This window comes from Pseudomonas sp. ME-P-057 (genome assembly GCF_030208975.1).
Taxonomy (GTDB): Bacteria; Pseudomonadota; Gammaproteobacteria; order Pseudomonadales; family Pseudomonadaceae; genus Aquipseudomonas; species Aquipseudomonas lutea.
The window spans coordinates 67,916-94,876 of the sequence record NZ_JARVSX010000031.1 but is presented as its reverse complement, the minus strand read 5'-3'; the positions used below and the strand labels follow the sequence as shown (position 1 = coordinate 94,876).

The 26,961-nt window shown below is 61.0% G+C and carries 22 protein-coding genes and 1 riboswitch; of the genes, 16 read left to right on the top strand and 6 right to left on the bottom strand.

All coding sequences use genetic code 11. The features are described from left to right. Positions 1–30 precede the first annotated feature (30 nt). Positions 31–1,029, bottom strand: a complete 999-nt coding sequence (locus tag QRN48_RS16365) for an NAD(P)H-quinone oxidoreductase (protein ID WP_285351700.1) — start codon at positions 1,027–1,029, stop codon at positions 31–33. A 96-nt stretch (positions 1,030–1,125) separates the two neighbouring features. Further along, positions 1,126–2,301: a saccharopine dehydrogenase family protein gene (locus tag QRN48_RS16360; RefSeq protein WP_285351698.1), complete on the bottom strand. Its 1,176-nt coding sequence runs from the start codon at positions 2,299–2,301 to the stop codon at positions 1,126–1,128. Positions 2,302–2,411: 110 nt separating this feature from the next. Between QRN48_RS16360 and QRN48_RS16355 the strand changes: the two genes are divergently transcribed. From QRN48_RS16355 to QRN48_RS16320, 8 genes are all read left to right on the top strand, one after another. Further along, the gene (locus tag QRN48_RS16355) at positions 2,412–3,311 is read left to right on the top strand and encodes a LysR family transcriptional regulator (protein WP_191945342.1); all 900 of its coding nucleotides are present in this window, start codon (positions 2,412–2,414) and stop codon (positions 3,309–3,311) included. 186 nt (positions 3,312–3,497) lie between these two features. Then, a complete protein-coding gene (locus QRN48_RS16350) occupies positions 3,498–4,601 on the top strand; it encodes a tetratricopeptide repeat protein (protein ID WP_285351697.1) in 1,104 nt (367 codons plus the stop codon). A 388-nt stretch (positions 4,602–4,989) separates the two neighbouring features. Further along, positions 4,990–8,472 (top strand): PAS domain S-box protein, encoded by a 3,483-nt coding sequence (locus QRN48_RS16345; protein ID WP_285351696.1) that lies wholly within the window; start codon positions 4,990–4,992, stop codon positions 8,470–8,472. Positions 8,473–8,633: 161 nt separating this feature from the next. Next, a complete protein-coding gene (cysM, locus tag QRN48_RS16340; RefSeq protein WP_037012003.1) occupies positions 8,634–9,536 on the top strand; it encodes a cysteine synthase CysM in 903 nt (300 codons plus the stop codon). Then, on the top strand, positions 9,536–10,891 hold the full coding sequence (gene rlmD / locus QRN48_RS16335; protein WP_285351694.1) for a 23S rRNA (uracil(1939)-C(5))-methyltransferase RlmD: 1,356 nt from the start codon (positions 9,536–9,538) through the stop codon (positions 10,889–10,891). Before cysM ends, rlmD begins: the two co-directional genes overlap by 1 nt. A 156-nt stretch (positions 10,892–11,047) precedes the next feature. Continuing rightward, entirely contained in the window at positions 11,048–13,291 is a 2,244-nt protein-coding gene (relA, locus tag QRN48_RS16330; RefSeq protein ID WP_191945232.1) for a GTP diphosphokinase, read from the top strand. Positions 13,292–13,396: 105 nt separating this feature from the next. Next, positions 13,397–14,230 carry a nucleoside triphosphate pyrophosphohydrolase gene (gene mazG, locus QRN48_RS16325; RefSeq protein ID WP_285351693.1) on the top strand — a complete coding sequence of 278 codons (834 nt, stop codon included), beginning with the start codon at positions 13,397–13,399 and terminating at the stop codon, positions 14,228–14,230. A gap of 26 nt (positions 14,231–14,256) precedes the next feature. Then, the gene (locus QRN48_RS16320) at positions 14,257–14,799 is read left to right on the top strand and encodes a DUF2058 domain-containing protein (protein ID WP_285351692.1); all 543 of its coding nucleotides are present in this window, start codon (positions 14,257–14,259) and stop codon (positions 14,797–14,799) included. 319 nt (positions 14,800–15,118) lie between these two features. On the opposite strand, the gene QRN48_RS16315 is transcribed toward QRN48_RS16320, so the two are convergent. The 4 genes from QRN48_RS16315 to purM all read right to left on the bottom strand — a co-directional run bounded on the left by QRN48_RS16315 (position 15,119) and on the right by purM (position 18,192). After that, a complete protein-coding gene (locus tag QRN48_RS16315; protein WP_037011988.1) occupies positions 15,119–15,307 on the bottom strand; it encodes a hypothetical protein in 189 nt (62 codons plus the stop codon). A 442-nt stretch (positions 15,308–15,749) separates the two neighbouring features. Then, on the bottom strand, positions 15,750–16,466 hold the full coding sequence (locus tag QRN48_RS16310) for a DUF3108 domain-containing protein (protein WP_037011985.1): 717 nt from the start codon (positions 16,464–16,466) through the stop codon (positions 15,750–15,752). An 8-nt stretch (positions 16,467–16,474) separates the two neighbouring features. Further along, positions 16,475–17,125 (bottom strand): phosphoribosylglycinamide formyltransferase, encoded by a 651-nt coding sequence (purN, locus tag QRN48_RS16305; RefSeq protein ID WP_285351723.1) that lies wholly within the window; start codon positions 17,123–17,125, stop codon positions 16,475–16,477. A gap of 8 nt (positions 17,126–17,133) precedes the next feature. After that, a complete protein-coding gene (gene purM / locus QRN48_RS16300) occupies positions 17,134–18,192 on the bottom strand; it encodes a phosphoribosylformylglycinamidine cyclo-ligase (protein WP_191945233.1) in 1,059 nt (352 codons plus the stop codon). A gap of 329 nt (positions 18,193–18,521) precedes the next feature. Here purM and QRN48_RS16295 point away from each other — a divergent pair, with 329 nt between their 5' ends. From QRN48_RS16295 to QRN48_RS16260, 8 genes are all read left to right on the top strand, one after another. Then, entirely contained in the window at positions 18,522–19,583 is a 1,062-nt protein-coding gene (locus tag QRN48_RS16295) for a DUF2066 domain-containing protein (protein ID WP_285351721.1), read from the top strand. Positions 19,584–19,637: 54 nt separating this feature from the next. Then, positions 19,638–20,711, top strand: coding sequence for an AI-2E family transporter (locus QRN48_RS16290; protein WP_037011981.1), 1,074 nt, complete (start codon positions 19,638–19,640; stop codon positions 20,709–20,711). Positions 20,712–21,677: 966 nt separating this feature from the next. Next, positions 21,678–22,382 (top strand): DnaA regulatory inactivator Hda, encoded by a 705-nt coding sequence (gene hda / locus QRN48_RS16285; protein WP_037011979.1) that lies wholly within the window; start codon positions 21,678–21,680, stop codon positions 22,380–22,382. Beyond that, positions 22,379–23,161 carry an NAD-dependent deacylase gene (locus QRN48_RS16280; RefSeq protein WP_285351689.1) on the top strand — a complete coding sequence of 261 codons (783 nt, stop codon included), beginning with the start codon at positions 22,379–22,381 and terminating at the stop codon, positions 23,159–23,161. Before hda ends, QRN48_RS16280 begins: the two co-directional genes overlap by 4 nt. Positions 23,162–23,227: 66 nt before the next feature. Further along, positions 23,228–23,917, top strand: a complete 690-nt coding sequence (locus QRN48_RS16275; protein ID WP_285351688.1) for a C40 family peptidase — start codon at positions 23,228–23,230, stop codon at positions 23,915–23,917. Between the two features lie 89 nt (positions 23,918–24,006). Then, the gene (locus QRN48_RS16270) at positions 24,007–24,543 is read left to right on the top strand and encodes a C40 family peptidase (protein ID WP_037011975.1); all 537 of its coding nucleotides are present in this window, start codon (positions 24,007–24,009) and stop codon (positions 24,541–24,543) included. A 161-nt stretch (positions 24,544–24,704) separates the two neighbouring features. Further along, positions 24,705–24,931, top strand: a riboswitch (cobalamin riboswitch). A gap of 106 nt (positions 24,932–25,037) precedes the next feature. Next, positions 25,038–25,649 carry a cob(I)yrinic acid a,c-diamide adenosyltransferase gene (cobO, locus tag QRN48_RS16265; RefSeq protein WP_285351685.1) on the top strand — a complete coding sequence of 204 codons (612 nt, stop codon included), beginning with the start codon at positions 25,038–25,040 and terminating at the stop codon, positions 25,647–25,649. Continuing rightward, entirely contained in the window at positions 25,646–26,947 is a 1,302-nt protein-coding gene (locus QRN48_RS16260) for a cobyrinic acid a,c-diamide synthase CobB (RefSeq protein WP_037013196.1), read from the top strand. The genes cobO and QRN48_RS16260 overlap by 4 nt, the downstream gene beginning before the upstream one ends. The last annotated feature ends 14 nt before the right edge of the window (positions 26,948–26,961 follow it).

Genomic DNA, 26,961 nt, shown 5'->3' with positions numbered 1-26,961 from the left:
AACCTATAACACCCGCCGGGCGATTTTCATTTACAACACCCGCAGCACGATTTTGCCGACATGGTCGCCCTGTTCCATTCGCTGATGCGCCTGAGCGGCGTCGGCGAGCGGGAAGACACGGTCGATGATAGGCAGGCATTCGCCTTGACCGAGCAACGGCCAGACATTGGCCCGTATGGCGCGTGCTATCTCGGCTTTTTCCTCCGCGCTGCGCGAACGCATCATCGACCCTGTCACCGAGCCTTGCTTCTCCATCAACGCCAGCAGATTGAAGTCCTTGACGGAGCTGCCGCCCAGAAAGCCGATAACGACCAGTCGGCCGCGTCGCGCAAGTGACGCCACGTTGCTCTCGAAATAGCTCCCGCCCATGATGTCGAGAATCACGTCCACACCTTTCTCTTGGGTTTGCCGGGCGATTTCCTGAGCGAAGTCCGCCTCGCGGTAATTGATCGCTTCGCCCCCCAGTGCGCGGATTCGGTCGCATTTTTCCTGGCTGCCGGCCGTTGCAAAAGCCTTGATCCCCAAAGCCTTGCACAGCATCAGCGCGGTCGTGCCGATGCCGCTGGTGCCGCCATGGATCAATACGGTGCAGCCCTTTTCGGCACGGCCCAGTTCGAAAAGATTGGCCCACACGGTGAAGAACGTTTCCGGAATGGCCGCAGCCTGAATCATGTCTACGCCGTCGGGGACCGGCAACGATTGGGTGGCTGCCACAACGCAGTACTCGGCGTAACCACCGCCATTGGTCAGCGCACATACCTTGTCGCCCAGCTTGAAGTCAGCCACTTTTGCGCCAACCCCAACGACCTGACCGGCCACTTCCAACCCGGGCACAGGCGTCATGCCGGGTTTCATCGGGTATTTGCCCGAACGCTGTATGACATCAGGACGATTGATGCCGGCGGCGTGAACCCGGATCAGCAACTCGTGATCACCGGGCGTTGGCACATCGGCCTGCATTAACTTTAATACTTCAGGGCCACCGGGTTCGGTGATCTCGATGTAGTTCATACGGTCGGGCACATTCATGGGACACCTTTTGTTGAGTGAGCTAATTGTTGAGTGAGCTAAAGACTCTGAAAGCTGAACGTCACAGACATTCAGCCTGTTTAGCTGCCCATCGAATCAACCCTCGACTGTAAACCTCAGTCCGGCGTTCTCGGTCAGGCGCTTGAGCAACGCCTCATTCAACGCCGCCGCGGGCGTCCAGCAACCGCCTGGGGTCTGATCACGTGTCACGTCGAACGCCAGCGCCATCGCTGACTCGGCCAACATCTTGGATGTCGACAGGTAGCCCGGATCCTCATCGCAACTCACGGATGCCTTGAGCACCTGACCGTCTGCCAGTTCGGCGATGAACAGCACATCATAGAAGCCTGCATCGAGCTCCTTCTGGGTCGGCCCTTGCCCCGGTTGCGGATGACCGCCTTCATTAAAGGAGAAACCCGCCAGGCCACGTTCGTCGTCTTCGCTCGGTTGTGCATTGAGCATCAGCATTTCGTCGTACTGAAACGACGTGCCCCACACGTGCCCCTCCAGCAAATTTGTGCGATGCACCGCCTTGGAATTGATGCCCGACATGATGAAAGGGCCGACCCAGGACTGCGCCAGTTCATCCTGGTAGGGAGTCTGGTCATCAGGTTGCTCGGCACCTTTGAAGCCTGATGTGTAGGCAAACGGATCGTCCACCAGTGCGCCAAGCGCAGGATCCTGTGCTGCCGCTGCGACTACCGCATCGACACTCAGGAATGTGCCACCGGACAGCACGCCTTGCATGTTCCGCACGCGGCCCCTGATCCTAGGCGCGTAGCGGGCGAACTTTTTCATGACCTCTTGCTGGGTGAACCATACGCCGAGGTCGAACGGCACCGAATCAAAACCACAGGAGAACACCAGTCGCGCGCCCGATGCCTGGGCTTGGGCCTGATGGCTATCAATCATCCGGGCAATCCAGGGGATCTCCCCCGAAAGGTCAACGTAGTCCGTCCCCAACTCGGCGCAGGCTGCCACCAGGTCCGAGCCATAGACCGAGAACGGCCCTGCGGTGGTAATTACGACCCTGGTCGCCGCAACCATGGCGCGCACGGACGCCTGATCCTGTGCGTCGGCCACGATCAGCGGCAGCGCTGCGGAGTTTGCCCAACTGTCCCGAATGGCTTCCAGCTTGCTCAAGCTGCGGCCGGCAATGGCCCATTTGACAGGGCCATCGATGCCGTATTGAGCGAAGAAGTATTCAGCGACCAGCCGACCGGTGTACCCCGTGGCGCCAAAAATGATCACATCGAATGTTTGTTTACTCATGGAAAAGATGATTCCTGAAAGCGCCGCAAAGCAAAGGCGACACTCTAGCCATCCTTCCTACAAATGATTAGATGGTATGGTTGGAATAGACCTATAACCGCAGAGCATCAATCGTGCGCGACACCGTCACCGACCTTCTGGCCCTCCTGCGGGTCGCCCGTGAAGGCAGTTTTACCAAAGCGGCGGCGCAGCTTGGCGTTTCCCAGCCTGCGCTGAGCCGCACCATCACCAAACTGGAATCGCGCCTGGGTGTGCAATTGCTGACCCGCAGCACTCGCAGCGTCGCGCCGACCGAAGCCGGAGCGCGCCTGATCGACAGCATCGGGCCGCATTTTGACGGGATCGAGTCAGGGCTCAACGAGCTGAGCGAACTCAGCGGCACACCGGTGGGTAACCTGCGCATCACCTCCATGGAACACGCAACCCCGCTGGTCCTTGCCCCGGCAGTGCTGCAATTGATGACCGACTATCCGGGCATCAAGGTTGAAATAAATGACAGCTACGCATTGGTCGACATCGTCGCAGAGCGCTTCGATGCCGGTATCCGCCTGGGAGCGCAGCTGGCTCAGGACATGATCAGCATGCCCATCGGCCGGGATTTTCGCATGGCACTGGTGGCCGCCCCCGCCTATCTGGAACAACGTGCCAAACCAATGACCCCACAGGATCTGACCGAACACGCCTGTATCAACCTGCGCCAGCCCACCTCGGGAGGATTGTGGGCTTGGCCTTTCGCGAAAAACGGAAGAGAAATAAAAGTACGCGCCGACGGGCATCTGGTGAGTAACAACATCTGGCTCATGCGCGATTTCGTCAGGGCAGGTGCGGGACTTGGCTACTTCCCGGAGCATCTGGTCGAGGAAGATCTGGCGCAAGGTCGCCTGGTGCGGCTGCTGGACGACTGGACTGGCACCGTCACCGGGTACCATTTCTACTACCCAAGCCGGCGCCAGCACAAACCGGCTTTTCGTCTGCTTCTGGAGGCTTTGCGGGATCAGGCAGGTCGCTGACTTCTCGCCGATTGCTGCACCCAACTCAGGCGGCAACCGGCGAAGCACACCCAACTTTTGATTTCGCCTGCTTACGCCTGCAGCGTCTCGTCTGTATAGGTACAGAGTGGGCAGCCCAGGAACTCTTACGCAGCATTTAGGCAAAGCAATATACTTCCGGCCCACTATTCTTGAACGGACTCGACATTGCGCAGGTTTTTAATTGCTCTATCCATCAGCATCGCAGGATTTGTTCTTTTTTCATTCATTGTCACGTTATGGCGAAGCCCTTACAGCCTCACGGTCTTGATCGCCTCGGCGTACGAAGATGGGCTGGTAGTTGGCCGCAATCCTGGCAAAGCCGCAGATTGGTATTTAAGCGCTGCAGAAAAAGGCGACCCGATCGGGCAATACAAGCTTGGAATCATCCAATACTACGGTCGAGGTATAGACGCTGATCGGCCGAAAGGTCTTCGCTGGATAAATGAATCAGCCGGTCACGGAAATGCACATGCTCAATATCACATGGGGGTTGCAAGCCTGGTGGGCGGGGATTCGCCGAGTGACTTCACCCAAGCTGCTCAATGGTTCAGCAAGGCAGCTGAACAAGGTCATGCCAAGGCTCAGCGGCGACTCGCTATGCTTTATCACAACGGTGAGGGCGTTGAGGTAAATAACGAACAGGCTTTCAAATGGGCTAGCAAGGCAGGTGCTCAAGGCGATGCGGAGGCTCTGACGCTGTTAGGTACGCTCTATTTCGCGGGTGAAGGCACTTCAGCCAACCCTGGACACGCCGTGGAGTTGTTCACCCAGGCAGCCAATGCGGGCGATAGCCTTGCATGCGAAATGTTGGGAGCGGCCAACTTAAACGGGACAGGTACTCCTAAAGACGTACTCGCCGCATTGAAGTGGTATACCCGGGCTGCCGATCATGGCCGGGTCAACGCCCAATATGTCCTTGGATACCTCTACAGTAATGGCGGTGAAGTGGCAGTGAACTACCCGCTGGCGAATCACTGGCTGCTGCAGGCGGCTATCCAGGGACACGCTGTTGCGAAGATCAACCTGGTCATTCATCTCGATAAAGGGTTGGGCATCGCGCGTAACACGTTAAAAGCCTGCGCACTATTGCGCGTAGCGCTCAAACAGACGCTGCCGAACGATATCGCGGCCCCTATGCGCGTGGAGCTGGAGGAGGAAGAGAGAACACTTTCGCCGCAGCAGCTGGCTGAAGTAGTGGCGCTGGAAAGCCTTTACTCAACCCCGGCGGGTCTAAGGGGACTACAAGGTGCTCTGACAAGCGGACAGTAAGTTGCGATGTTGTCTCGCTTTGGAAGTGCTGGCCCCCAACCTCCATTAATGGCGGTGTGAGGGTGGAGCGGTTCGACTCCAATGGAATGCTCGAGTCGCCGGAGGAAAAGTAAATTCACGCCCGCTCATCGCTGATCATCGGCAGGCCAATAGGCACCTTGCCCCCGAAGCGGCTATCTTGGCGCCTGTGAGTCAGCGCAGGCCAAAAGCAGGTTTCACGCTCATCCGCAGCGTGGCCCAAACCGCTGTCGCTGTATCGAAAACTGGATCGTCTGATCGATAACCGAAATAATGCCTGTTCGTACCGTCATGAACGGAATCGGCCCTACAGCCACGTCATTAAAGCCGCTCGTACAAAGAAAACGTTAGCCGGCGTTGGGAGATAGTTTTGCCTACTGCACCCGTGGATTCAGCAAGCGAAGATCGCCTGTTTCACGTGCTCGACGCCGGCGAGCGACTGGCGGCGGCAACCTCGGTGGATGAAGTCGTCGCAGTGCTTCGCGACACTGCCCGTGCCGCGGTAGGGGCTCAGGGCATATCGGTTGTTCTGGAGCAGGAAGGGCGCTGTTTTTATGCGGCGGAAGACGCTGTCTCCCCGCTTTGGCAGGGGCAGAAGTTTGCCGCTGAGCAGTGCATCTCGGGATGGGCGATGCGGCACAGGGAGACGGTCACCGTCAGTGACGTTCGACTGGACCCGCGCATCCCTCAGGATGCCTACACCCCGACGTTCGTCCGTAGCCTCATCATGGTCCCCATCGGCCGGCCCGTTGCGGTGGCGGCGCTAGGCGCCTACTGGTCGGAGGTGCGCACCCATGATCAGAATACGATCAAGCGGCTGCAGAGTCTGGCCAGTCTGGCCACGATTTCGATTGAAAACGCGCGACTGACCGAGGCGCGTCATCGTGCGTCTGCTCTGGGGGACGCGCAGAACCGAATTTTGAAATTGTCTGTTGAAGACACGCCCCTCGATGTCGCCCTGGATGCGATTGTCCGGGAAGTCGAAGCGTTGTCCGCTTCACGGTTTCTGGGCAGCATCCTGCTTTTGAACAGTGAGCACCAAGGGCTGCGCCATGCAGGCCCCAGTCTGCCTGATGCATTCAACGATGCCGTCAAAAACATGATGACGGACGTAGCCGGAGGCTTTGGCGCTACAGCCCTGCGCGACGGAGCCAAGGCACTGCCTGACGCGCCCGACGGCCTTCTCCGGCCCGAGTTGGAGCAGCTCGCCATGCGTCATGGCCTGCATGCCTGCTCATCTTTCCCGATCCTGTCGGCACAAGGCGTTGTGCTCGGCATCTTCGTCCTGTACCACCCTGAGCTGCACGAGCCTGTATCGATAGACGTCCAGATCGTGGAGTTTGTTGTGCAGACCGTCGGACTCATCCTGCACCGTGCCAGGGCAGAGGGCAAAATTCGGGTCAGTGAAGCGCGTTACCGACAGATCGTCGAGGGCGCCGAAGACTTCGCGATTATTACCTTCGACGCACAAGGGGCCGTCACCAGCTGGAGTGCCGGGGCACAGCGCATAATCGGTTACGGCGCAGAGGAAATGCTTGGGCGCAGGGGCGATTTCTTTTACACAGAGGGCGATCAGGTCGAGCGGGTGTTTTACCTTGAGCTCGAAATTGCCCGTCAGCAGAGTCGGGCGGTCAACGAACGCTGGCACATTCGCAAGGATGGCTCGCGATTCTGGGGGTCGGGGCTGATGATGCCGCTGGCGCTGGATCACGGCGGTTTTGTGAAAATTTTCCGTGACCGCACGGCCGAGCATCAGGCAGAGGCGGCGCTTGAAGAAAGCGCGTCACGGCTGCGCTTTTTCGATGAGCTGGACGCTCGCCTGTTCAACACCCGGCATGCCGAAGACGCGATGGTCGCCGCGACCGGATTGCTCGGGCGAATGCTTGACGTGTCGCGGTGCGCCTACGCCGATGTCGACAGCGACCATGATCGGTTCTGGATTCGCAGTGACTACAGCGCTCCCGGTGTCGAGACCTCTGTAGGGGCGCACAGCCTCGATGTGTTCGGACCGCGGGCCGCCGCCGATATGCGCGCCGGTCGTACGCTGATCATCCGCGACGTCGAGGCAGAACTTACGCCCACTGAAGGTCTGGGGACATTTCAAGCAATCGGCATCAACGCGATCATTTGCTGCCCGCTCGTCAAAGATGGTTACCTGACCGCCATGATGGCCGTTCACCAGAACTCGCCCAGGGACTGGTCGCATTCGGAAATCTCACTGGTAAGAGAAGTCGCCGAGCGCTGCTGGGCACACGTTGAACGAGTCGGCGCCGAAATGCGGCTGCGCCAGAGCGAGGAGCGGTTGCGGCTTGCCGTCGAACACGCCGATGTCGGCTTTTGGGACGTCGATATGGTGCACGACACCTTGATCTGGCCAGCCCAGACCAAAGCGATGTTCGGCATCTCCAGCGACGTGCCGGTCACGTTGCGTGATTTTTATGAAGGGCTGCACCCAGAGGACAGGGAGGCCACCATCGAAGCGTTCTCGGCGGCCGTCGACCCCGAACGCCGGGCGCTATACGAAGTCGACTACCGCACCATCGGCCGCGAAGACGGCATCGTTCGCTGGGTCGCGGCCAAGGGCAGGGCGGTATTCGATCCGGCCGGACGCTGTCTGCGCTTCACGGGCACTGCGGTCGATGTCACGCCGCGCAAGGTTGCCGAGGAGCAATTGCGCGAGCTCAACGCCACGCTTGAGATGAGGGTGGCCGAAGCCATCGCCGAACGGGAAGTCGTCCAGCAGGCCTTGCGTCAAAGCCAAAAGATGGAAGCGATGGGGCAGCTCACCGGCGGGGTGGCGCACGACTTCAACAACTTGCTGACCCCGATCGTTGGCACCCTGGACATGCTTCAGCGACGGTCTGTGGGCGGCGAGCGGGAACAAAGGCTGATCTCGGGCGCCTTGCAGTCGGCTGATCGAGCGAAGACATTGGTGCAACGGCTGCTGGCCTTCGCCCGGCGTCAGCCGCTTCAGCTGGTTCCGGTTGATGTGGCGAAGCTGGTCAGCGGGATGGGCGAGCTTATCGCCAGCACGACCGGGCCGCAGATCAAGGTCATCGTCGATGCGCCGCAAGCTTTGCCGGCTGCAATGGCAGACGCCAACCAGCTCGAAATGGCGGTCCTTAATCTTTCTGTAAACGCGCGTGATGCCATGGTCAACGGCGGAACGATACGGATATCCGCCAGTGAGGAGCGGGTTGACAGCGGCCACCGCTCGAATCTCCCGGCAGGCGCATATATCTGTCTTTCGGTGGCCGACACCGGAGAAGGAATGGACCCGGCCACACTTGCGCGGGCGGTGGAACCGTTTTTTTCGACCAAGGGAGTCGGCAAGGGTACCGGGCTTGGCCTGTCGATGGTTCATGGGCTTGCCAGCCAGCTGAACGGTGCGCTTACGATTCAGAGCTCCCCCGGACTGGGCACCCACGTGGAACTGTGGCTTCCCCGAAGCATTGCCCCCCAGGCTGGAGTTATGCCTGCGGCAGAGACCATGGACCGCCAGTCTGTGCAAGGCATCGTGTTGCTGGTCGACGATGAAGAGCTTGTCCGTGCGACGACGTCGTACATGCTGGCCGACCTGGGCTACCACGTCATCGAGGCCGCCTCAGGCGAGGAGGCATTAAGCCTGATAGAGGCCGGGCAAACGCTTGATGTGCTGGTCACGGATCACCTGATGCCTGGCATCACCGGCACCGAACTCGCCCGGTTGGTCAAAAGCATGCGTCCTGGCATTGGTATCCTGCTGATATCCGGTTATGCCGAGCGCGAAGGGCTCGACCCGGACATACCACGGCTGAACAAGCCGTTTCGAAAGGATGAGCTTGCGGCAAGTCTTTCCCGGAACGGGGGGTGATGACCGGACGGTTGAAGGCCGGTGTCACACGCGCAGTTGCAGAGGCCGTCCCCCGGCCGCTTATACCTTTCAGCGATAACGACCTCACTTTGCGTGATATGGGCTGGCGGCGATTGCCGGTATGATAGGCGACCCCCGCACGTCTGGATCGCGAACACGCCATGACCCTGCAGTATCAAACCATCGCCGATTGCGTCGGCAACACCCCGCTGGTGCGTTTGCAACGCATGGCCGGGAACACCAGCAACACGTTGCTGCTCAAGCTCGAAGGCAACAACCCGGCCGGCTCCGTGAAGGACCGCCCGGCGCTGTCGATGATCACCCGCGCCGAGCTGCGCGGTCAGATTCATCCCGGCGACACCCTGATCGAAGCCACCTCCGGCAATACCGGCATCGCCCTGGCCATGGCCGCAGCGATCAAGGGTTACCGCATGATTCTGATCATGCCGGACAACTCCAGTGCCGAGCGCAAGGCGGCCATGACCGCTTACGGCGCCGAACTGATTCTGGTCAGCAAGGAGGAGGGCATGGAAGGCGCCCGTGATCTGGCCGAGCGTATGCAGTCCGAAGGCCGCGGCAAGGTGCTGGACCAGTTCGCCAACGGCGATAACCCTCAGGCTCACTACGTTGGCACCGGCCCCGAAATCTGGCAGCAGACCGGTGGCACCGTGACCCACTTCGTCAGTTCCATGGGCACCACGGGGACCATCATGGGCACCTCGCGCTTCCTCAAGGAACAGAACCCGAACATCCAGATCGTTGGCCTCCAGCCCATGGACGGCGCATCGATCCCCGGCATTCGTCGCTGGCCGACGGAGTACCTGCCGAGCATTTATCAAGCTGAACGCGTCGACCGCATCATGGACATGGGCCAGGCCGAAGCCGAGGACGTCATGCGTCGTCTGGCGCGCGAAGAGGGCATCTTCTGTGGCGTGTCATCGGGCGGTTCCGTGGCTGGCATGCTGCGCTTGTCCCGGGAAGTCGAAAACGCGGTCATGGTCGCGATCATCTGTGACCGTGGCGACCGTTACCTGTCGACCGGCGTTTACGATGCGCCTAACTGATGGCCAAGCGTGATGCAGGCCTGCGTTTCCAGCCCAGTGGCGGCACCCGGACCGCGCAGGTTCCGACCGGCAAAAAACAACGCCTGAGCATCGAGCGGCTGGCCAACGACGGTCGCGGCATCGCATTCGTCGAAGGTCGTACCTGGTTTGTCATGGGCAGCCTCGCCGGGGAGGAGGTCGAAGCCCGCGTGCTCGGCGCTCACGGCAAGGTCGTTGAGGCGCGAACCGAGCGAGTGTTTCAGGCGAGCCCCTTGCGGCGGCCGCCAGCGTGTCCGCATTTCGGCCGCTGTGGTGGCTGCAGCACTCAACAGATGCCCCATGCCGAACAGCTTGCCCTGAAACAGAGCATGCTGGCTGAGCAGTTAAGTCGCATCGCCGGGGTCGAGCCGCAAGAATGGGCTGCGCCTTTGACCGGCGAAGAATATGCCTACCGCCGGCGCGCCCGAGTGGCTGTTCGCTGGGACGTGCGGGCCAAACGCCTGGACGTCGGCTTTCGTGCGGCTGCGAGTCAGGACATCATCGCCATCGAGCAGTGCCCGGTGCTGGTACAGGCCTTGCAACCGATCATGACAGCCTTGGCGCCGATGCTTCGCCGGTTGAGCAAACCTCAGGCGCTGGGGCATGTCGAGCTGTTCAGCGGCTCGGCCAATGCCGTGTTGCTGCGCCACACCGCGCCGCTGCCCGAAGCCGATGTGGCGATACTCAAGGCCTTTTGCGACGAACATGCCGCGCAGCTCTGGTTGCACGGCGAAGGTGAGCCGCAACCCGTCGACCCGTCGGCGCAGCTGGGCTACCGCCTGGAACCCTGGAATCTGTCTCTGGCGTACCGTCCCGGTGACTTCGTGCAGGTCAACGCGCAGGTCAATACCGCGTTGATCCAGCAGGCCCTGGCCTGGCTCGCGCCGCGTGCGGAGGAACGAGTGCTGGACTTGTTCTGCGGGCTTGGTAACTTCGCTCTACCCCTGGCGCAAATGACGCGTGAAGTGGTGGCAGTGGAGGGCGTCGATGCCATGGTGCAGCGCGCCACGGCCAACGCGGTCCATAACGGTTTGGGTAATGTGCAGTTTTATCAGGCCGATCTGTCGCAGCCACTGGACAAGGCGGCCTGGGTGGCGGATGGTTTTGCCGCAGTGCTGCTGGATCCGCCTCGTGACGGGGCGTTTGACGTAGTGGGTAAACTCAAATCGCTGGGCGCCGAACGCGTCCTTTATGTGTCGTGCAACCCGGCCACGCTGGCGCGCGACACTGCTGAACTGATCAAGCAGGGCTACCGATTGAAACGTGCCGGAATCCTCGATATGTTCCCGCAAACAGCGCATGTCGAGGCAATGGCGTTATTTGAAGCGAGTAAGTGAGGCGGCGACTCAGGACATGACGTCGCCTTACACGGAGTCTCGTTTAATCCGACTGGCCCGCGCGTCGACCGCCTTGCATGGCCCGCAAGGCGCACGCGCTCAAGAAGGCCGGCGACTGATGGCGCATTTCATCGCGCCGTAGGGAAGGTAAGCAACATGGTACAGGTGAGAGCACACCAGCCGATCAACACCGACGGCAGTATCAACCTCGACGCGTGGCTTGATCACGTGGTCAGCGTCGACCTCGCAGTGGACCGACAGGCCCTCAAGGAGGCCTGTGAATTTGCCCGGGTTGCCGAGCAACAGGACAACGCCGCCAAGAACCTCTGGGCGGAAGGCACGTCGAGTTTCCAGACGGGCCTGGAAATCGCTGAAATCCTGGCCGACCTCAAGCTCGATCAGGACTCGCTCATCGCCGCGGTGATTTACCGTGGCGTGCGCGAAGGCAAAATCTCGCTGCCCGACGTCAACCAGCGCTTCGGGCCGACCGTGGCCAAGCTCATCGACGGCGTGCTGCGCATGGCGGCAATCAGCGCCAGTCTCAGCCCGCGTCAGTCTCTGGTACTGGGCACTCAGGCGCAGGTCGAGAACCTGCGCAAAATGCTCGTGGCGATGGTCGATGACGTACGCGTCGCATTGATCAAGCTGGCCGAGCGGACCTGCGCCATCCGCGCGGTGAAAAACACCGACGATGAAAAACGCAACCGGGTTGCCCGGGAAGTCTTCGATATCTATGCGCCGCTGGCCCACCGGCTGGGCATCGGTCACGTCAAATGGGAGCTGGAGGATCTGTCCTTCCGTTACCTTGAGCCCGAGCAGTACAAGCAGATTGCCAAGCTGCTGCACGAGCGCCGGCTGGACCGCGAGCGCTTCATCACCGATGTGATGTCCCAGCTTGAGGACGAATTGCTGGCCACCGGCGTCAAGGCCGACATCAGCGGCCGGGCCAAACACATTTATTCGATCTGGCGAAAAATGCAGCGCAAGGGCCTGGAATTCAGCCAGATCTACGATGTGCGCGCCGTTCGCGTGCTGGTCCCGGAAATGCGCGACTGCTACACCGCGCTCGGCATCGTGCACACCTTGTGGCGGCACATCCCCAAAGAGTTCGACGACTACATCGCCAATCCCAAGGAAAACGGTTATCGCTCGCTGCATACGGCCGTGATCGGTCCGGAAGGCAAGGTGCTGGAGGTGCAGATTCGCACCCACGCCATGCACGAAGAGGCCGAGCTGGGTGTCTGCGCGCACTGGAAGTACAAAGGCACCGACGTCAAATCCGGTTCCAACCACTACGAAGAAAAAATCTCGTGGCTGCGTCAGGTGCTGGAGTGGCATGAAGAATTGGGCGACATCGGCGGTCTGGCCGAACAGCTGCGCGTCGACATCGAACCCGACCGCGTTTACGTGTTTACCCCCGACGGTCACGCCATCGACCTGCCCAAGGGCGCGACGCCGCTGGACTTCGCCTATCGCGTGCACACCGAGATCGGCCACAACTGCCGTGGCGCCAAGATCAACGGGCGTATCGTGCCGCTCAACTACAGCCTGCAGACCGGCGAGCAGGTCGAGATCATCACCAGTAAACACGGCACGCCGAGTCGCGACTGGCTGAACTCCAACCTGGGCTACATCACGACGTCCCGCGCCCGGGCGAAGATCGTGCACTGGTTCAAGTTGCAGGCGCGCGATCAGAACGTCGCCGCCGGCAAGGTGCTGCTGGAGCGCGAACTGGCGCGTCTGGCACTGCCTCAGGTGGACTTCGACAAGTTGGCCGAAAAAGCCAACATGAAGATCGCCGAGGACATGTTCGCTGCTCTCGGTGCCGGTGATCTGCGCATCGCGCAACTGGTCAATTTGGCCCAGCAACTGGTCGAGCCGGAGCGCGGCAACGAGCAGCTGGAGCTGATTCCGCGCAAGGCCACGGGCTACAAGCCGGGCAAGCGCGGCGACATCCAGATCCAGGGCGTCGGCAACCTGATGACGCAGATGGCCGGCTGCTGCCAGCCGCTGCCGGGCGATGCCATCGTCGGCTACATCACTCAGGGGCGCGGCGTGAGCATTCACCGTCAGGACTGCGCCTCGGTGCTGCAACTGGGCGGGCGCGAGCCGGAGCGGATCATTCAGGTCAGCTGGGGCCCGGTACCGGTGCTCACCTATCCGGTGGACATCATCATCCGCGCCTATGACCGCTCGGGTTTGTTGCGCGATGTCTCGCAAATACTGCTCAACGAGCGGATCAACGTGCTGGCGGTCAACACGCGTTCAAACAAGGAAGACAACACCGCGCTGATGTCGCTGACCATCGAGATTCCGGGTCTGGACGCACTCGGCCGGTTGCTGGGACGCATCTCGCAACTGCCGAACATCATCGAGACGCGGCGCAACAGAACGCCGTGAGGCGTGGCTGCAAGCTACAAGCGGCAAGCCACAAGCTACAAGCTGTACGCGCACGGCTTGAAGCTTGTGGCTTGCCGCTTGAAGCTGTGACCAAAGGGATCCGTCATGTATAGCCTTCAAGACCTCATCAATCTCATGGCCCGTCTGCGTGATCCGCAATACGGTTGCCCGTGGGACGTAAAGCAGAATTACGCGACCATCGTGCCGCACACCCTCGAAGAGGCCTATGAAGTGGCCGACGCCATCGAGCGGGGTGACTTCGACGACCTGCGCGGTGAACTCGGCGATCTGCTGTTTCAGGTGGTGTACTACTGCCAGTTGGCGCGGGAAGAAGGGCGCTTCGAGTTTGACGCCGTGGTCGACGGGATTACCCGCAAGCTGATTCGCCGCCACCCTCACGTGTTTCCGACCGGCGATCTCTATGCGCCTCTGGAAACGCCGCGCCTCAGCGAAGACCAGGTCAAGCAGCGCTGGGAGCAAATCAAGGCCGAGGAACGCGCGGAAAAGTCCGCCGCGCCCGAACAATTGTCGCTGCTCGACGACGTGCCGGCCGTGCTGCCGGCGCTGTCACGGGCAGCGAAGTTGCAGAAGCGTGCGGCTCAGGTCGGTTTTGACTGGCCGGACGCCTTGCCGGTGGTGGATAACGTGCGCGAGGAACTGGAAGAAGTTCTCGAAGCCATGGCCGACAACGACGGCGCGGCTATCTCGGAAGAGGTCGGGGATTTGCTGTTTGCCGCCGTGAATCTGGCTCGCCACCTCAAGGTCGATCCGGAAAATGCCCTGCGCGCCGCCAACGCGAAATTCGAGCGGCGCTTCAGATTTATCGAACAGGCCTTGCGCGACACCCGGCGCCCCATCGAAGATTGCAGCCTCGAAGAGATGGATGCGCTCTGGGGCGAAGCCAAGCGTCAGGAAAAGATCACGCCCAACTGCGGTTGAGTGGACTATTTAGAGAGAGAAGACAGATGGCGGGTATTTCCCTTCGTGACCAGTTGCTGAAAGCCGGCCTGGTCAATGAAAAACAGGCCAAGCAGGCGACCAAGAGCAAGCAGAAGGAACAGCGCCTGGTGCACAAGGGCCAGGCGGTCGCTGACGATACCCACCAGCGTGCGGCGCAGGAAGCAATGGCCGAAAAGGCCAAGCGTGACCAGGAGCTCAATCGCCAGCAGCAGGAGAAGATCGAACAAAAGGCCCGTGCCGCGCAGGTCAAACAGCTGATCGAGGCGACGCGTCTGCCGAAGCTGACCACCGAGGATTACTACAACTTCGTGGACGACAAGAAGGTCAAGCGCCTTTCGGTCAATACCTTGATGCGCAGCAAGCTCAGCAACGGCTCACTGGCGATCGTGCACCACGGCGGCACTTATGAAGTGATCCCCCGCGAAGCTGCGCTCAAGGTGCAGGAACGCGACCCGCGCCGCATCGTCATGCTCAGCGCTCCGACAGAAGAGCCGGATGGCGACGATCCGTACGCTGCGTACAAGATCCCGGACGATCTGATGTGGTAATCACCCTCGTTTCTGTGGGCCCGGCTCGCGGACCACTACGATGTGACCGGCACGACACCGTCCTGTAGGAGCCGGCTTGCTGGCGAACCGGTTGTGCCAGCCGCCGCCGATGGTGACTGACCCGCCGCGTTCGCCAGCAAGCCGGCTCCTACAGGCGATTTTGAGCGGCCGGGAATGGTGACTGCCCCGCCGCTTTCGCCAGCAAGCCGGCTCCTACAGACGATTTTGAGCGGCTTACATATGGGTGATTGGCGACAACACCGTTTGCACAAACAACAAAACCCGCCGAGGCGGGTTTTGTTTTGCTGCGATTCCGAAATTACGAATGACTGGCCTGCTGCTTCGCTTCTAGCTCGGCAAGCTCTGCTGCGTAACGCTGTGCGTCCGATTCATAGTGGAACATCCCTACCAACTGGTCTTGTTGGCGCACATCCCAGATCTGAATGCCATCTGCGATCGTTTCGTGAGAGATGTGGGCGTCGTCGCGTTCAGTAACAGTTACGGTCATAGTGCAAACTCCTGACTTTTGAATATCTGCGGCAGGACGTCGCAGGCCTTCTTTATAGGTTTGCCTCGCCCTCCGAGTAAACGCGCGCATCCGGCAACAGTTATTTACCGAATCGGTAACAGTGCGCTAAATGCTTGTAATTGAAGGGCCTGCGGCGTTTCGTCACACTCGGTTGAAGGGCGTGAAGAATCTTTCATGTTGGAGAGGTATTGCGATGGATCGCATTGTAGAAGCGCGCTTGCCCGCGATCTGGCGCGATCTGGCGCGAGGTGGCAGCAAAGATGCACGCCATGTTTCAGGCGAACCGAGTCGCCAGGTTTCACGACTGCTGCGCGGCCGATCGCGGGCAAGCGCGCCCCTACAAGGTGCGGGGTATGGCGGGACCTTCAATAAAAAAACCCCGCCATCGAGGCGGGGTTTTTGCGATCAGCGTCAGCGTTAATCAGCTGCCTTTGACCGACTTACCGTTCACCGTGCCGTCTTGCAGCATGATGTTGTACTCCTTGCCGTCGGTCTCTACCTGTTGCAGGCGGACCAGCAGGTAGTCGTAGTCCTTGGCAAACCACATCACGGTGATGCGCTTGTTCTGGGTCGGGTCACGCACGCGCTCGACCTTGATGGCGTCGACCGAGCCCACTTTGGTCTCAACCTTCTCGGTGCCCAGCACGCGGAAGTCGTAGGTGTCGACCTCGTCGCCGTCCACCACCTGATAGGACATGCTCTTCTTGCCCGCAGCCACGTCATGCTGCAGGGCGAGCTGGTAGGTGGACTTGTCGAGGACGCCGGCATTCAGTGGGATTTTCACCGCATCACCACGGTCGGAACCGGTGATGAACTTGGTCGGCCAGTCAAACACCAGATCGACCGTCTTGCTCTTGCCCAGGCCGCCCCGTTCAAAATGGTAGGTTTGGGGCAGGAGCTGATCCTTGTCGACTTTGATGGTGCTGACCTCAGTCAGGCTGGCAATCATCATCGAGGCCTTGAAACTCAACGTCCAGGTGCCGTTGGCGTTTTTTTCCAGGCTGCGGCTGGCGCTGCCACCGCTCATGGGCAGCTGCTTCCAGTCAGCGGTGTAGCTGGCCGAGAAAGGTTGAAGGTCGGCCGCGTTGACTGCGGGAAGTGCAAACAGGGCGAAAGCGAAGAGCAAAGCGCGACGCATAGATTCTCCTAATATCGGATCAAGTGGCCGCTGGGCCCTAGGGGCTCGCCGTCCAGTGAGGCGCCGTGTTCGTCGAGGGTCAATCGCCCTTCAGCGAACCAGCGAATGGCCAGGGGGTAAATCAGGTGCTCCCGGGCGTGAACCTTCTGTGCCAGCGTGGCGGGCGTGTCGTGCAACTCTACAGAAACAACTGCCTGTACGACCAGAGGCCCCCCATCGAGTTCCTCGGTGACAAAGTGCACGCTGCAGCCGTGCTCGGCATCGCCGGCATCCAGCACGCGCTGATGCGTGTGCAGGCCCTTGTACAGCGGCAGCAGGGAAGGGTGGATGTTCAGCAGACGCCCATGATAGTGGCGGACAAAGCCGGGCGTGAGGATGCGCATGAACCCGGCCAGTACCACCAGCGCGGGCTGAAACGCATCAATGGCCTGGATCAGCGCAGCATCGAAGGCCTCGCGGCCCTCGTAAGCGGTGTGATCGAGAACGTGGGTGGCGATGCCCGCGCGGGCTGCACGTTCAAGGCCGAAGGCATCGGCGCGGTTGGAAATCACCGCGCAGATGCGGGCCGGGCTTGCCGGGTCCTGCAGGCTGTCAATCATGGCCTGCAGATTACCGCCGGTGCCGGACAACAGCACCACCACATCACAGCGTTGGGGCATGTCAGGCATTAATGGGCCTTGACGTTCTTCAGCTCTACTTGCGCAGCGCCTTCGGCGGCAGTGCCGATCTGGCCGATCACCCACGGCTGCTCGCCGGCTTCACGCAGGGCGTTAAGCGAGACGTCGACGTGTTCCTGGGCCACACAGATAACCATGCCAACGCCGCAGTTCAGAACGCGGTGCATTTCGTGCTCGTCGACGTTGCCCTGTTCCTGCAGCCAGTCGAAAACCGCCGGACGGGTCCAGCTGGCCACGTCGACGATGGCTTGCGCGCCTTCAGGCAGCACGCGCGGGATGTTGTCCAGCAGGCCACCGCCGGTGATGTGCGCCATGGCCTTCACCGCGCCGGTGTCTTTGATCAGCTTGAGCAGTTGCTTGACGTAAATGCGGGTCGGCGCCATCAGCAGGTCGGTCAACGGCTTGCCGTCGAGCTGGATGGTTTCGATGTCGGCACCCGACACTTCGATGATCTTGCGGATCAGCGAGTAGCCGTTCGAATGCGGACCGGAGGAGGGCAGGGCGATCAGCGCGTCGCCGGCAGCGACCTTGGAGCCGTCGATGATCTCGGCTTTTTCAACCACACCGACACAGAAACCGGCCAGGTCGTAGTCTTCGCCTTCGTACATGCCGGGCATTTCAGCGGTTTCGCCACCGACCAGCGAGCAGCCGGCCAGCTCACAGCCCGCACCAATGCCGGTGACGACCTGTGCTGCGGTGTCGACGTTCAGTTTGCCGGTCGCGTAGTAATCAAGGAAGAACAGCGGCTCGGCGCCGCACACCACCAGATCGTTGACGCACATCGCGACGAGGTCGATGCCGATGGTGTCGTGCTTGTTGAGGTTCAGGGCCAGACGCAGCTTGGTGCCGACACCGTCGGTGCCGCTGACCAGAACAGGCTGCTTGTAGCCGGCCGGGATCTCGCACAGAGCGCCGAAGCCCCCCAGCCCGCCCATCACTTCCGGGCGCTTGGTGCGCTTGGCGACGCTCTTGATGCGTTCGACCAGCGCTTCACCGGCGTCGATGTCTACACCGGCGTCTTTGTAGCTCAGGGAGGGTTGCTTGCTCATGATCCAGGCCTTTAGGGGGGATTCGGGGTAACGACCGACTGGCAACGACGCGGGGCCGTGTCATCGCCGGTCTGCGAAGGCGCGCGATTTTATCAGGGTTGGGCGCAAGCGGCCATCCTTGGGCCGACCGGCTGGGCCGCGATGAATAAAAAATAACGGGGTTTGGCCCTCGGATCCGTTCGTCGCCGCAACGATCCGGTGTAACGTTGGCGCCTGAGTGAGCGATTCGGGCGCATCTGCGGTCAGAGTCGGGTCACTGATGTTCATGCAGCTATTCATAGCGCTGCCTTTTTACCCAGCGGGAATCTTTCATGCGTCCACCTTCATTCATGCGCCTAAAAAACTGCCTGTTCGTGGGTTGTCTCTCATTAATGAGTTTGCCGGCCGTCGCCGAGACAGTGAACAACCTTTATCAAGTGCGCGAACCGGTCAGCGGGCAGACCCCGGACGAGAAAACCCGCGCCACCCAGGCCGCGCTGGAAACCTTGGTCATCCGCCTGACCGGCGACCCCAAGGCTGTGCAAAGCGGCGGGCTTGCCGAAGTGCGCAAGGACCCTCAGCAAATCATCAGTCAGTACGGGTATGACGCCGGCCCGCCCGAAAGCCTGCAGGTCGATTTCGACCCGGCGAGTACCGAGCGTGTCATGCGTCAGGCGGGTTTGCCGCTGTGGGGCTCCAACCGCCCAGTGATCATGGCCTGGTGGCTGAACGACGCAACCGACGGCGCCAATCTGGTGGGCGACGGCCAGGCTTCGGCCGAACCGCTGCGTCGCGCTGCTCAGCACCGCGGTTTGCCATTGCGCCTGCCATTGGCCGATCTCGGCGAACAGGGCATCGGCAACGCCAAAACCCTGGACGGTAATAATGTAGGTCCGCTCAAAGAGGCTTCCGAACGTTACGGCTCGGACGCGATTCTGGCCGTTCACGCCCAGGAAAACGGTGGCCAGTGGCAGGGCAAATGGCACCTGTGGCTGGGCGACAAGATGGAGCAGGGCAGCGCCAGCGGTGCAAGCTCGGCAGATCTGGCAGACGCGGTGTTGCTGGCGGTAAGTCAGCGTCTGGCGCCACGTTTCGTGGTCAAGCCGGGCGCATCGACCGGCATGGTTTTGGACGTCCAGGGCATGAACCTTGAACGTTACGCGCAACTGCTGCGCCTGCTGGAACCGTTCGGTGGTCGTCTGAAATCAGCGGAGGGTGATCGCATTGCCTTCGACGTCAGCGGCAGCCCCGATCAACTGCGTTCCCAGCTGGCCCTGGCGAAATTGCAGGAAGTGCCAGCCAGTGAAATCGCCAGCGCGCCGATCAACCCGGTGCCTGGTGCGGCCGACGGCGCGCCTGTACCCGCACAACCGCCTGCTGTTTCACCGACAGCGTTGCACTTCCGCTGGTGAACAGGTTCATAACGACGTTGCACGAAGCACATCATCCCGGGGATAGAGGCAGTAATGACTGATACGCGTCGTTGGTTCTGGTTAGGCGGAGTTGTTCTTGTCTGCCTGTTCGTCTGGTTACTGCATTCGATTCTTACGCCGTTTCTCGTGGCGCTGCTGCTGGCGTACATGGGCGATCCGCTGGCGGACCGGCTGGAGAAGCTGAAACTGTCACGGTCGATGAGCGTGGTGACGGTGTTTGTGCTGTTCACCCTGATCTTCATGGGCCTGTTGCTGGTGTTGGTGCCCATGCTGGCCAAGCAGCTTTACCGCCTGTATGAGTTGGCGCCGCAGATTCTCGACTGGCTGCAGCACACTGCGTTGCCCTGGACACAGGCCAAACTGGGTCTGGCGGACGGTTTCTGGAAGTTCGACAAGGTCAAGGCGGCGATCTCGGAGCACATGGGGCAGACCGGCGACATTGTCGGCATCGTGCTGGCCCAGGCCACTACCTCGACGCTGGCGCTGATCGGCTGGCTGACCAATCTGGTGCTGATCCCAGTGGTCTGCTTTTACCTGCTGCGTGACTGGGATGTGATGACGGCGAAGGTGCGCAGCCTGTTGCCCCGTCACCGCGAGAAGAAGATCGTTGCGCTGGCAGATGAGTGTCACGAAGTATTGGGTGCGTTCATCCGCGGCCAACTGTTGGTGATGGTCGCTCTGGGCGTGATTTATGCTGCGGGGTTGATGCTGGTCGGGCTGGAGCTGGGGCTGTTGATCGGCGTCATCGCCGGCCTGGCAGCCATCGTGCCGTATATGGGGTTTGTGATTGGTATCGGTTCAGCGATTCTGGCGGGTTTCTTCCAGTTTGGCGGTGATCTTTACCCGATGTTGGGCATCGTTGCGGTGTTCATGGTCGGTCAAGCGCTGGAAGGCATGGTGTTGACGCCCTTGCTGGTAGGCGATCGCATCGGCCTGCACCCGGTTGCGGTGATCTTCGCAATTCTGGCTGGCGGTGAGTTGTTCGGTTTCACCGGCATCCTGCTGGCGCTGCCAGTGGCGGCGGTGATCATGGTGTTGGTGCGCCATGTTCATGATCTGTACAAGGACTCCGACATCTACGGCGGACTGGACGACCCGGATCTCTGATCCGCGCCTGGGCAGGCGCAGCTCCCCGCTGCGCCTGATGTTGTAGGCCCCGGCTTGCTGGCGAACCGGGTGGGCCCTTCACATGTGTGGTGTCTGGTCCGCCGCATTCGCCAGCAAGCCGGCTCCTACAGAGGTGCGTCGATCAACGATTCGGGTCATGCCCAATTCCGGTGGCGTGCGTCAACATGATTCGCGTCACGCCCGACGCCGGGCCATGCGTCAACACATGATCCGTGTCAGCCCGACCCCGGGCGATGCATCGATACATGATTCGCGTCATGCCCCGACGCCGTGCCATGGGCCAACACATGATCCGGGTCAGCCCACCGACCCGTGGCCATGCGCCAACACATGATTCGCTAACGCCCCGATCCGTAGGAGCCGGCTTGCTGGCGAACCGGGTGGGCCCGTCACATGTGTGGTGTCTGGCCCGCCGCATTCGCCAGCAAGCCGGCTCCTACAGAGGTGCATCAATCAACGATTCGCCTCATGCCCAATTCCGGTGGCGTGCGTCAACATGATTCGCGTCACGCCCGACGCCGTGCCATGCGTCAACACATGATCCGTGTCATTCCCACCGACCCGTGGCCATGCGTCAATACATGATTCGCGTCATGCCCCAACGCCGTGCCATGGGCCAACATATGATTCGCTCACGCCCCGATCCGTAGGAGCCGGCTTGCTGGCGAACCGGGTGGCCGCATCACATTTTCTGGCGTCTGGCTCACCGCGTTCGCCAGCAAGGCGGTTCGTTGATGGTGTGTCACGTCAACCCGCGATCCGCGCTTCCAGACTGATGTCTTCACGGGCGTTGTTTGCGTGTAATACCCTGCGCCGGCAAGGACATACGCAAGCCTTTGATTTTGCTGGCGGTCTGCCGCATTGTGCGTGCAGCCCTGCGGGTATAGACTTTGCGCACTTTTCACAGAGGCCCTTTGGCGGTTCGTCTCGAACCGTTCAGCCAGCATGAAACCAGTTCAGCTGCCCCTGAGTGTGCGTCTGCGGGATGACGCCACCTTCATCAATTACTATCCAGGCGCCAATGCCGCTGCACTCGGCTACGTCGAGCGGCTGTGCGAAGCCGAGGCCGGCTGGACAGAAAGCCTGATCTACCTGTGGGGCAAGAATGGGGTAGGGCGCACCCACCTGTTGCAGGCCGCCTGCCTGCGCTTCGAACAAATGGGCGAGCCGGCTGTTTACCTGCCGATGGCTGAACTCCTCGATCAAGGGGTCGGCCTGTTCGATCATCTGGAACAGTACGAACTGGTGTGCCTGGACGACCTGCAGGCGGTGGTCGGCAAGCCGGAATGGGAAGAAGCGTTGTTTCACCTGTTCAATCGGCTGCGCGACAGCGGTAGACGTTTGCTGATCGCGGCGTCATGTTCGCCCCGGGAGCTGCCGGTCAAACTGGCCGACCTCAAATCCCGGTTGACCATGGCGCTGGTGTTCCAGATGCGCCTGTTGTCCGACGAAGAAAAGCTCCGCGCCTTGCAATTGCGCGCCTCGCGCCGGGGGCTGCACCTCACCGACGAAGTTGGCCATTTCATCCTGACCCGCGGCAAGCGCAGCATGAGCGCGTTGTTCGATCTGCTTGAACAACTGGATCAAGCGTCGTTGCAGGCCCAGCGCAAGCTGACCATTCCTTTTCTGAAAGAAACCCTCGGTTGGTGAGTGCATCCGTCGACCCGGCACTGGTCCGGCAAACCGCGGCGGCGTTGCGCCACGCGACGCGCATTCTCATCATCACCGGCGCCGGCCTCTCGGCGGATTCGGGTTTACCGACTTACCGCGGCGTAGGCGGCTTGTATAACGGCCAGACGGATGACGGACTGCCCATCGAGATGGCGTTGTCCGGCCCCATGCTGCGCCGCGATCCCGCCCTTTGCTGGAAGTACATCGCACAATTGGGCAGCGCTTGCCTGGGAGGACGTCCCAATGCGGCGCACTATGCCATCGCCGAATTGCAACGACGCAAGCCGGAGTGCTGGGTGTTGACGCAGAACGTGGACGGCTACCATCGTGCGGCGGGCAGTCCGTCCGAACGCTTGATCGAGATACATGGACAGCTCGCGCCGCTGTACTGTCAATCTTGTGGCGCCGAGGATCCGCTGTTGAGTGAGCATCTCGCTCGACCCCTCCCACCGCTGTGCGCCTGCTGTAATGGCGTTTTGCGGCCACCGGTGGTGTTATTTGGGGAGATGTTGCCGGAGTTGGCACTGAACGTGCTTCAGGAGGAGATGGCGAAAGGCTTTGACGCTGTTCTCAGCATCGGAACCACTGCCAGCTTCCCCTACATCCATGAGCCTATGTTGCGTGCTCGTGTCGCGGGAGGCTTTACTGCCGAAATCAATCCCTCGCCGACCGATCATTCCGCGCACATGGATGCGTTTCTGAGGTGTAAAGCCTTAGAAGTGATGGACGACATCGTAAGTCACATTTGTTTCGATTGAATTTGCAAATGATGACGATAGAGGGCATAGTCTCGGCTTCTTTACACCTCAGCCACGGTCGTGCCCATGCTATACCGCTTCGCACCCCTCGTGCCTCTCGCACTCGCAACGCTGCTGTTCGGCTGCGCGGCCCAGATGCCAGCGTCGCAACAGCAGTCGCAGAGCCCGCAATTCCGGGACGCTGCCACCGCTCAATCCGCCAGCAAGCGTGCTGATTACGCATCCGCCCTGCTGGATGACGAAGTCGCCACCGAAGACGAACTCGCTCAATTCGCTGACAACAAGCCTTACCGTTTGCCGGTTCTGGCTGACAGCATCCTTGAACGCGGCAAATCCTTGATAGGCACGCGCTATCGCTTCGGCGGTACGTCGACCACTTCAGGCTTCGATTGCAGCGGCTTCATTGGTTATCTTTTCCGTGAAGAGGCCGGCATGAGCCTGCCACGGTCTTCCCGCGAAATGATCAACATCGATGCACCGCTGATCAAGCGCAACGACCTCAAGCCTGGCGATCTCTTGTTCTTCAGCACTGCCGGCCGCGGCCGCGTCAGCCACGCAGGCATCTATCTGGGCGATGACCAGTTCATCCATTCCAGCAGCCGTCGCAGTGGCGGCGTTCGTGTTGACAGCCTTGACGACGCCTACTGGTCCCGTACCTTCATCGAAGCCAAACGCGCACTGGCCATGGCACCTTCAACGGTCCCTGAAACCACTACCGCGATGACCTCGACTACAATCAAGCGCCAACACCGTTAATCCCGGGCGCGCAAAGGGGCTAAACCCTGCTTGCGCGCGATTCCGGCTACCGGCAAAGTAAGCTGCATCCCGCACAGGTTGTCGTGTTTATGTCGTTAACGGTTCGCCTGACTGTTGCTCTCCTGGCCATGCTGCTGGCCGCATGTTCCAGCACGCCACCGCCCGCGCCACGCAAGGTCGTCTACCGACCTGTGGTCTCCGCTCCTCCGCAATTTCCCTCACCGCTCGCTGACGACGTGCTGTTGCGCGCCATCGGGCTGGTGGGCACCCCGTATCGCTGGGGTGGAAATACGCCAGATTCGGGCTTCGACTGCAGCGGCCTGATCGGCTATGTCTACCACGATGCTGCCGGTATCAACTTGCCGCGATCCACGCGAGAAATGATCACGCTGCGTGGGCCCGATATCGACCGTAGCCAGCTGCAGACCGGCGATCTGGTGTTCTTCGCCACGGGTGGAGGCTCGAACGTCAGCCACGCCGGGATCTATGTCGGCGAGGGGCGTTTCGTCCACGCCCCGGCCACCGGCGGTACGGTCAAGCTCGACAGCCTCGACAAGCCTTATTGGCAGAAAGCCTGGCTGAACGCCAAACGCGTCATCCAGCCATCAAACCTCGCCAAGCAATGATCTCTCCTGACGCACTGTGTTCAAAGGCTGTTGGCCAGCGAACACTCCACCGGTGGCTCCTGCAGATTGCGTTTTGACAATGGCCAAGTGCGATCGTATCTGCGCCGCATCGGTGCGCCATGTGCGATCCCTCGATTGACGCTCCCCAGTCAACCCTCTAACCTTCGCCGCATGTTTCAGGTGCCCGGGACTCATGGGTCCGCAGGGTGAAACAGGGAAGCCGGTGCGACCGCATGTTGCGATCAATCCCGGCGCTGCCTCCGCAACGGTAAATGAGTCAAGGCTACGCACGATGCCACTGTGTTCATTGAGCATGGGAAGGCGCCTGGCCCGCCCGCTTCGGCGGCAACTCATGAGTCCGGAGACCGGCCTGATCCATCGAACAGCATCACGGAGGGCGATGCTCTGCTGCAGGCCGGCCGTGTCCGGTGCCTGCTGTCAGTCTTTGCCTGCGCCCTCCGTTTGCCACACTTGCCCTCAAGCGGAGAGCTGAGATGAGCGAATCCCCCGAACGAGACGAACGCCACCTGGCGCGCATGCTGCGCAAAAAGGCGGTGATGGACGAGCGCATATCCAGCGCACCCAACGAATGTGGGTTGCTGCTGGTGCTGACCGGTAATGGCAAGGGCAAGAGCAGCTCTGCCTTCGGCATGCTCGCCCGCGCCATGGGGCATGGCATGCAATGCGGCGTCGTGCAGTTCATCAAAGGCCGCAACAGCACCGGCGAAGAGCTGTTCTTCCGCCGCTTCCCCGAGCAAGTGCGCTATCACGTCATGGGCGAAGGCTTTACCTGGGAAACCCAGGATCGGCAGCGTGACATTGCCGCAGCCGAATCTGCCTGGGCCGTGACCCGGGAAATGCTCAACGACGCTTCCCTGGGCCTGGTGGTTCTGGACGAGCTGAACATTGCCCTCAAGCACGGCTATCTTGACCTGGAGCAGGTGCTGAGCGACCTGCAGGCGCGTCCGCCCATGCAGCACGTCATCGTCACCGGTCGCGGTGCAAAACAAGAGTTGATTGATCTTTCCGACACCGTGTCCGAGATCGGCGTGATCAAGCACGCCTTTCAAGCGGGCATCAAGGCGCAAAAAGGCATCGAGCTGTGAGTGATCGCCAACCCCGGCATTGCCCGGCCGTGTTGATCGCCGCGCCCGCATCAGGCCAAGGCAAAACCACCGTCACTGCGGCACTGGCCCGCTTGCACCGCAATCAGGGGCGAAAGGTGCGGGTGTTCAAGTGCGGCCCCGACTTTCTCGATCCGATGATTCTTGAGCGCGCCAGCGGCCACCCGGTTTACCAGCTGGACATGTGGATGGTGGGCGAAGCCGAAAGCCGCCGCTTGTTGTGGGAAGCCGCCGCCGAAGCGGACCTGATTCTCATCGAAGGCGTCATGGGTCTGTTCGACGGCACGCCTTCGAGCGCGGACCTGGCCCGGCGCTTCGGCGTGCCCGTGCTGGGGGTCATCGATGGCACGGCCATGGCGCAAACCTTTGGCGCTCTGGCGCTGGGTCTGGCGCGTTATCAGCCGGACCTGCCGTTCGCGGGTGTGCTGGCCAACCGCGTCGGTACGGTGCGCCACGCGCAGTTGCTGGAAGGCAGTTTGACCGAGGGCCTGCGCTGGTACGGTGCGCTGTCCCGCGAGACCGGCATCGAACTGCCCAGCCGTCACCTCGGGCTGGTTCAGGCCAGCGAACTGAACGATCTGGACGCGCGCCTGGATGCCGCTGCCGCAGCGCTGGGCAGCACCTGCGATGCCACGCTGCCGCCGCCGGTGACCTTTACCGCGCCGGAGCATGTTCCTGCCGAACCTTTACTCGCCGGTGTACGCATTGCGATCGCCCACGATGAAGCCTTCGCCTTCTTCTACGGCGCGAGCCTGGACCTGTTGCGGGAAATGGGCGCCGAGTTGCTGTTCTTTTCGCCGATCCGCGACCGCGAGTTGCCCGACGCAGATGGCCTGTATCTGCCAGGCGGTTACCCGGAACTGCACCACACGGCCCTCGCTGAAAATCATGGGATGCGTGCTGCCATTCGCGCCCATCATGCGGCCGGCAAACCGCTCCTCGCGGAATGCGGGGGCATGTTGTACCTGCTCGACGCCCTGACCGATGTTGAGGGTCAGCGTGCTGAAGGGGTTGGCTTGCTCAAGGGCGAAGCGGTGATGCAAAAACGGCTGGCGGCGCTGGCGCTGCAATCGGTCGAGCTTCCGGAAGGCACGCTGCGCGGCCACACGTATCACCATTCCCTGACCAGCACCGAACTCACGCCTATCGCCCGTGGCCTCAGCCCCAACGGCGGCCGTGGCGCTGAGGCGGTGTACCGCGAGGGGCGCATGACTGCTTCCTACGTGCATTTCTACTTCCCCTCAAATCCTCAGGCGGTGGCGGCGCTGTTTTTGCCATGAACATGCCTGATCTG

Coding starts and splice junctions, on each gene's coding strand:
- QRN48_RS16295 (WP_285351721.1), top strand. CDS start 18,522: ATGCGCCTAAAAAACTGCCTGTTCGTGGGTTGTCTCTCATTAATGAGT.
- cysM (WP_037012003.1), top strand. CDS start 8,634: ATGACCCTGCAGTATCAAACCATCGCCGATTGCGTCGGCAACACCCCG.
- QRN48_RS16270 (WP_037011975.1), top strand. CDS start 24,007: ATGTCGTTAACGGTTCGCCTGACTGTTGCTCTCCTGGCCATGCTGCTG.
- mazG (WP_285351693.1), top strand. CDS start 13,397: ATGTATAGCCTTCAAGACCTCATCAATCTCATGGCCCGTCTGCGTGAT.
- QRN48_RS16360 (WP_285351698.1), bottom strand. CDS start 2,301: ATGAGTAAACAAACATTCGATGTGATCATTTTTGGCGCCACGGGGTAC.
- QRN48_RS16365 (WP_285351700.1), bottom strand. CDS start 1,029: ATGAATGTGCCCGACCGTATGAACTACATCGAGATCACCGAACCCGGT.
- QRN48_RS16315 (WP_037011988.1), bottom strand. CDS start 15,307: ATGACCGTAACTGTTACTGAACGCGACGACGCCCACATCTCTCACGAA.
- relA (WP_191945232.1), top strand. CDS start 11,048: ATGGTACAGGTGAGAGCACACCAGCCGATCAACACCGACGGCAGTATC.
- cobO (WP_285351685.1), top strand. CDS start 25,038: ATGAGCGAATCCCCCGAACGAGACGAACGCCACCTGGCGCGCATGCTG.
- purM (WP_191945233.1), bottom strand. CDS start 18,192: ATGAGCAAGCAACCCTCCCTGAGCTACAAAGACGCCGGTGTAGACATC.
- rlmD (WP_285351694.1), top strand. CDS start 9,536: ATGGCCAAGCGTGATGCAGGCCTGCGTTTCCAGCCCAGTGGCGGCACC.
- purN (WP_285351723.1), bottom strand. CDS start 17,125: ATGCCCCAACGCTGTGATGTGGTGGTGCTGTTGTCCGGCACCGGCGGT.
- QRN48_RS16310 (WP_037011985.1), bottom strand. CDS start 16,466: ATGCGTCGCGCTTTGCTCTTCGCTTTCGCCCTGTTTGCACTTCCCGCA.
- hda (WP_037011979.1), top strand. CDS start 21,678: ATGAAACCAGTTCAGCTGCCCCTGAGTGTGCGTCTGCGGGATGACGCC.
- QRN48_RS16290 (WP_037011981.1), top strand. CDS start 19,638: ATGACTGATACGCGTCGTTGGTTCTGGTTAGGCGGAGTTGTTCTTGTC.
- QRN48_RS16320 (WP_285351692.1), top strand. CDS start 14,257: ATGGCGGGTATTTCCCTTCGTGACCAGTTGCTGAAAGCCGGCCTGGTC.
- QRN48_RS16275 (WP_285351688.1), top strand. CDS start 23,228: ATGCTATACCGCTTCGCACCCCTCGTGCCTCTCGCACTCGCAACGCTG.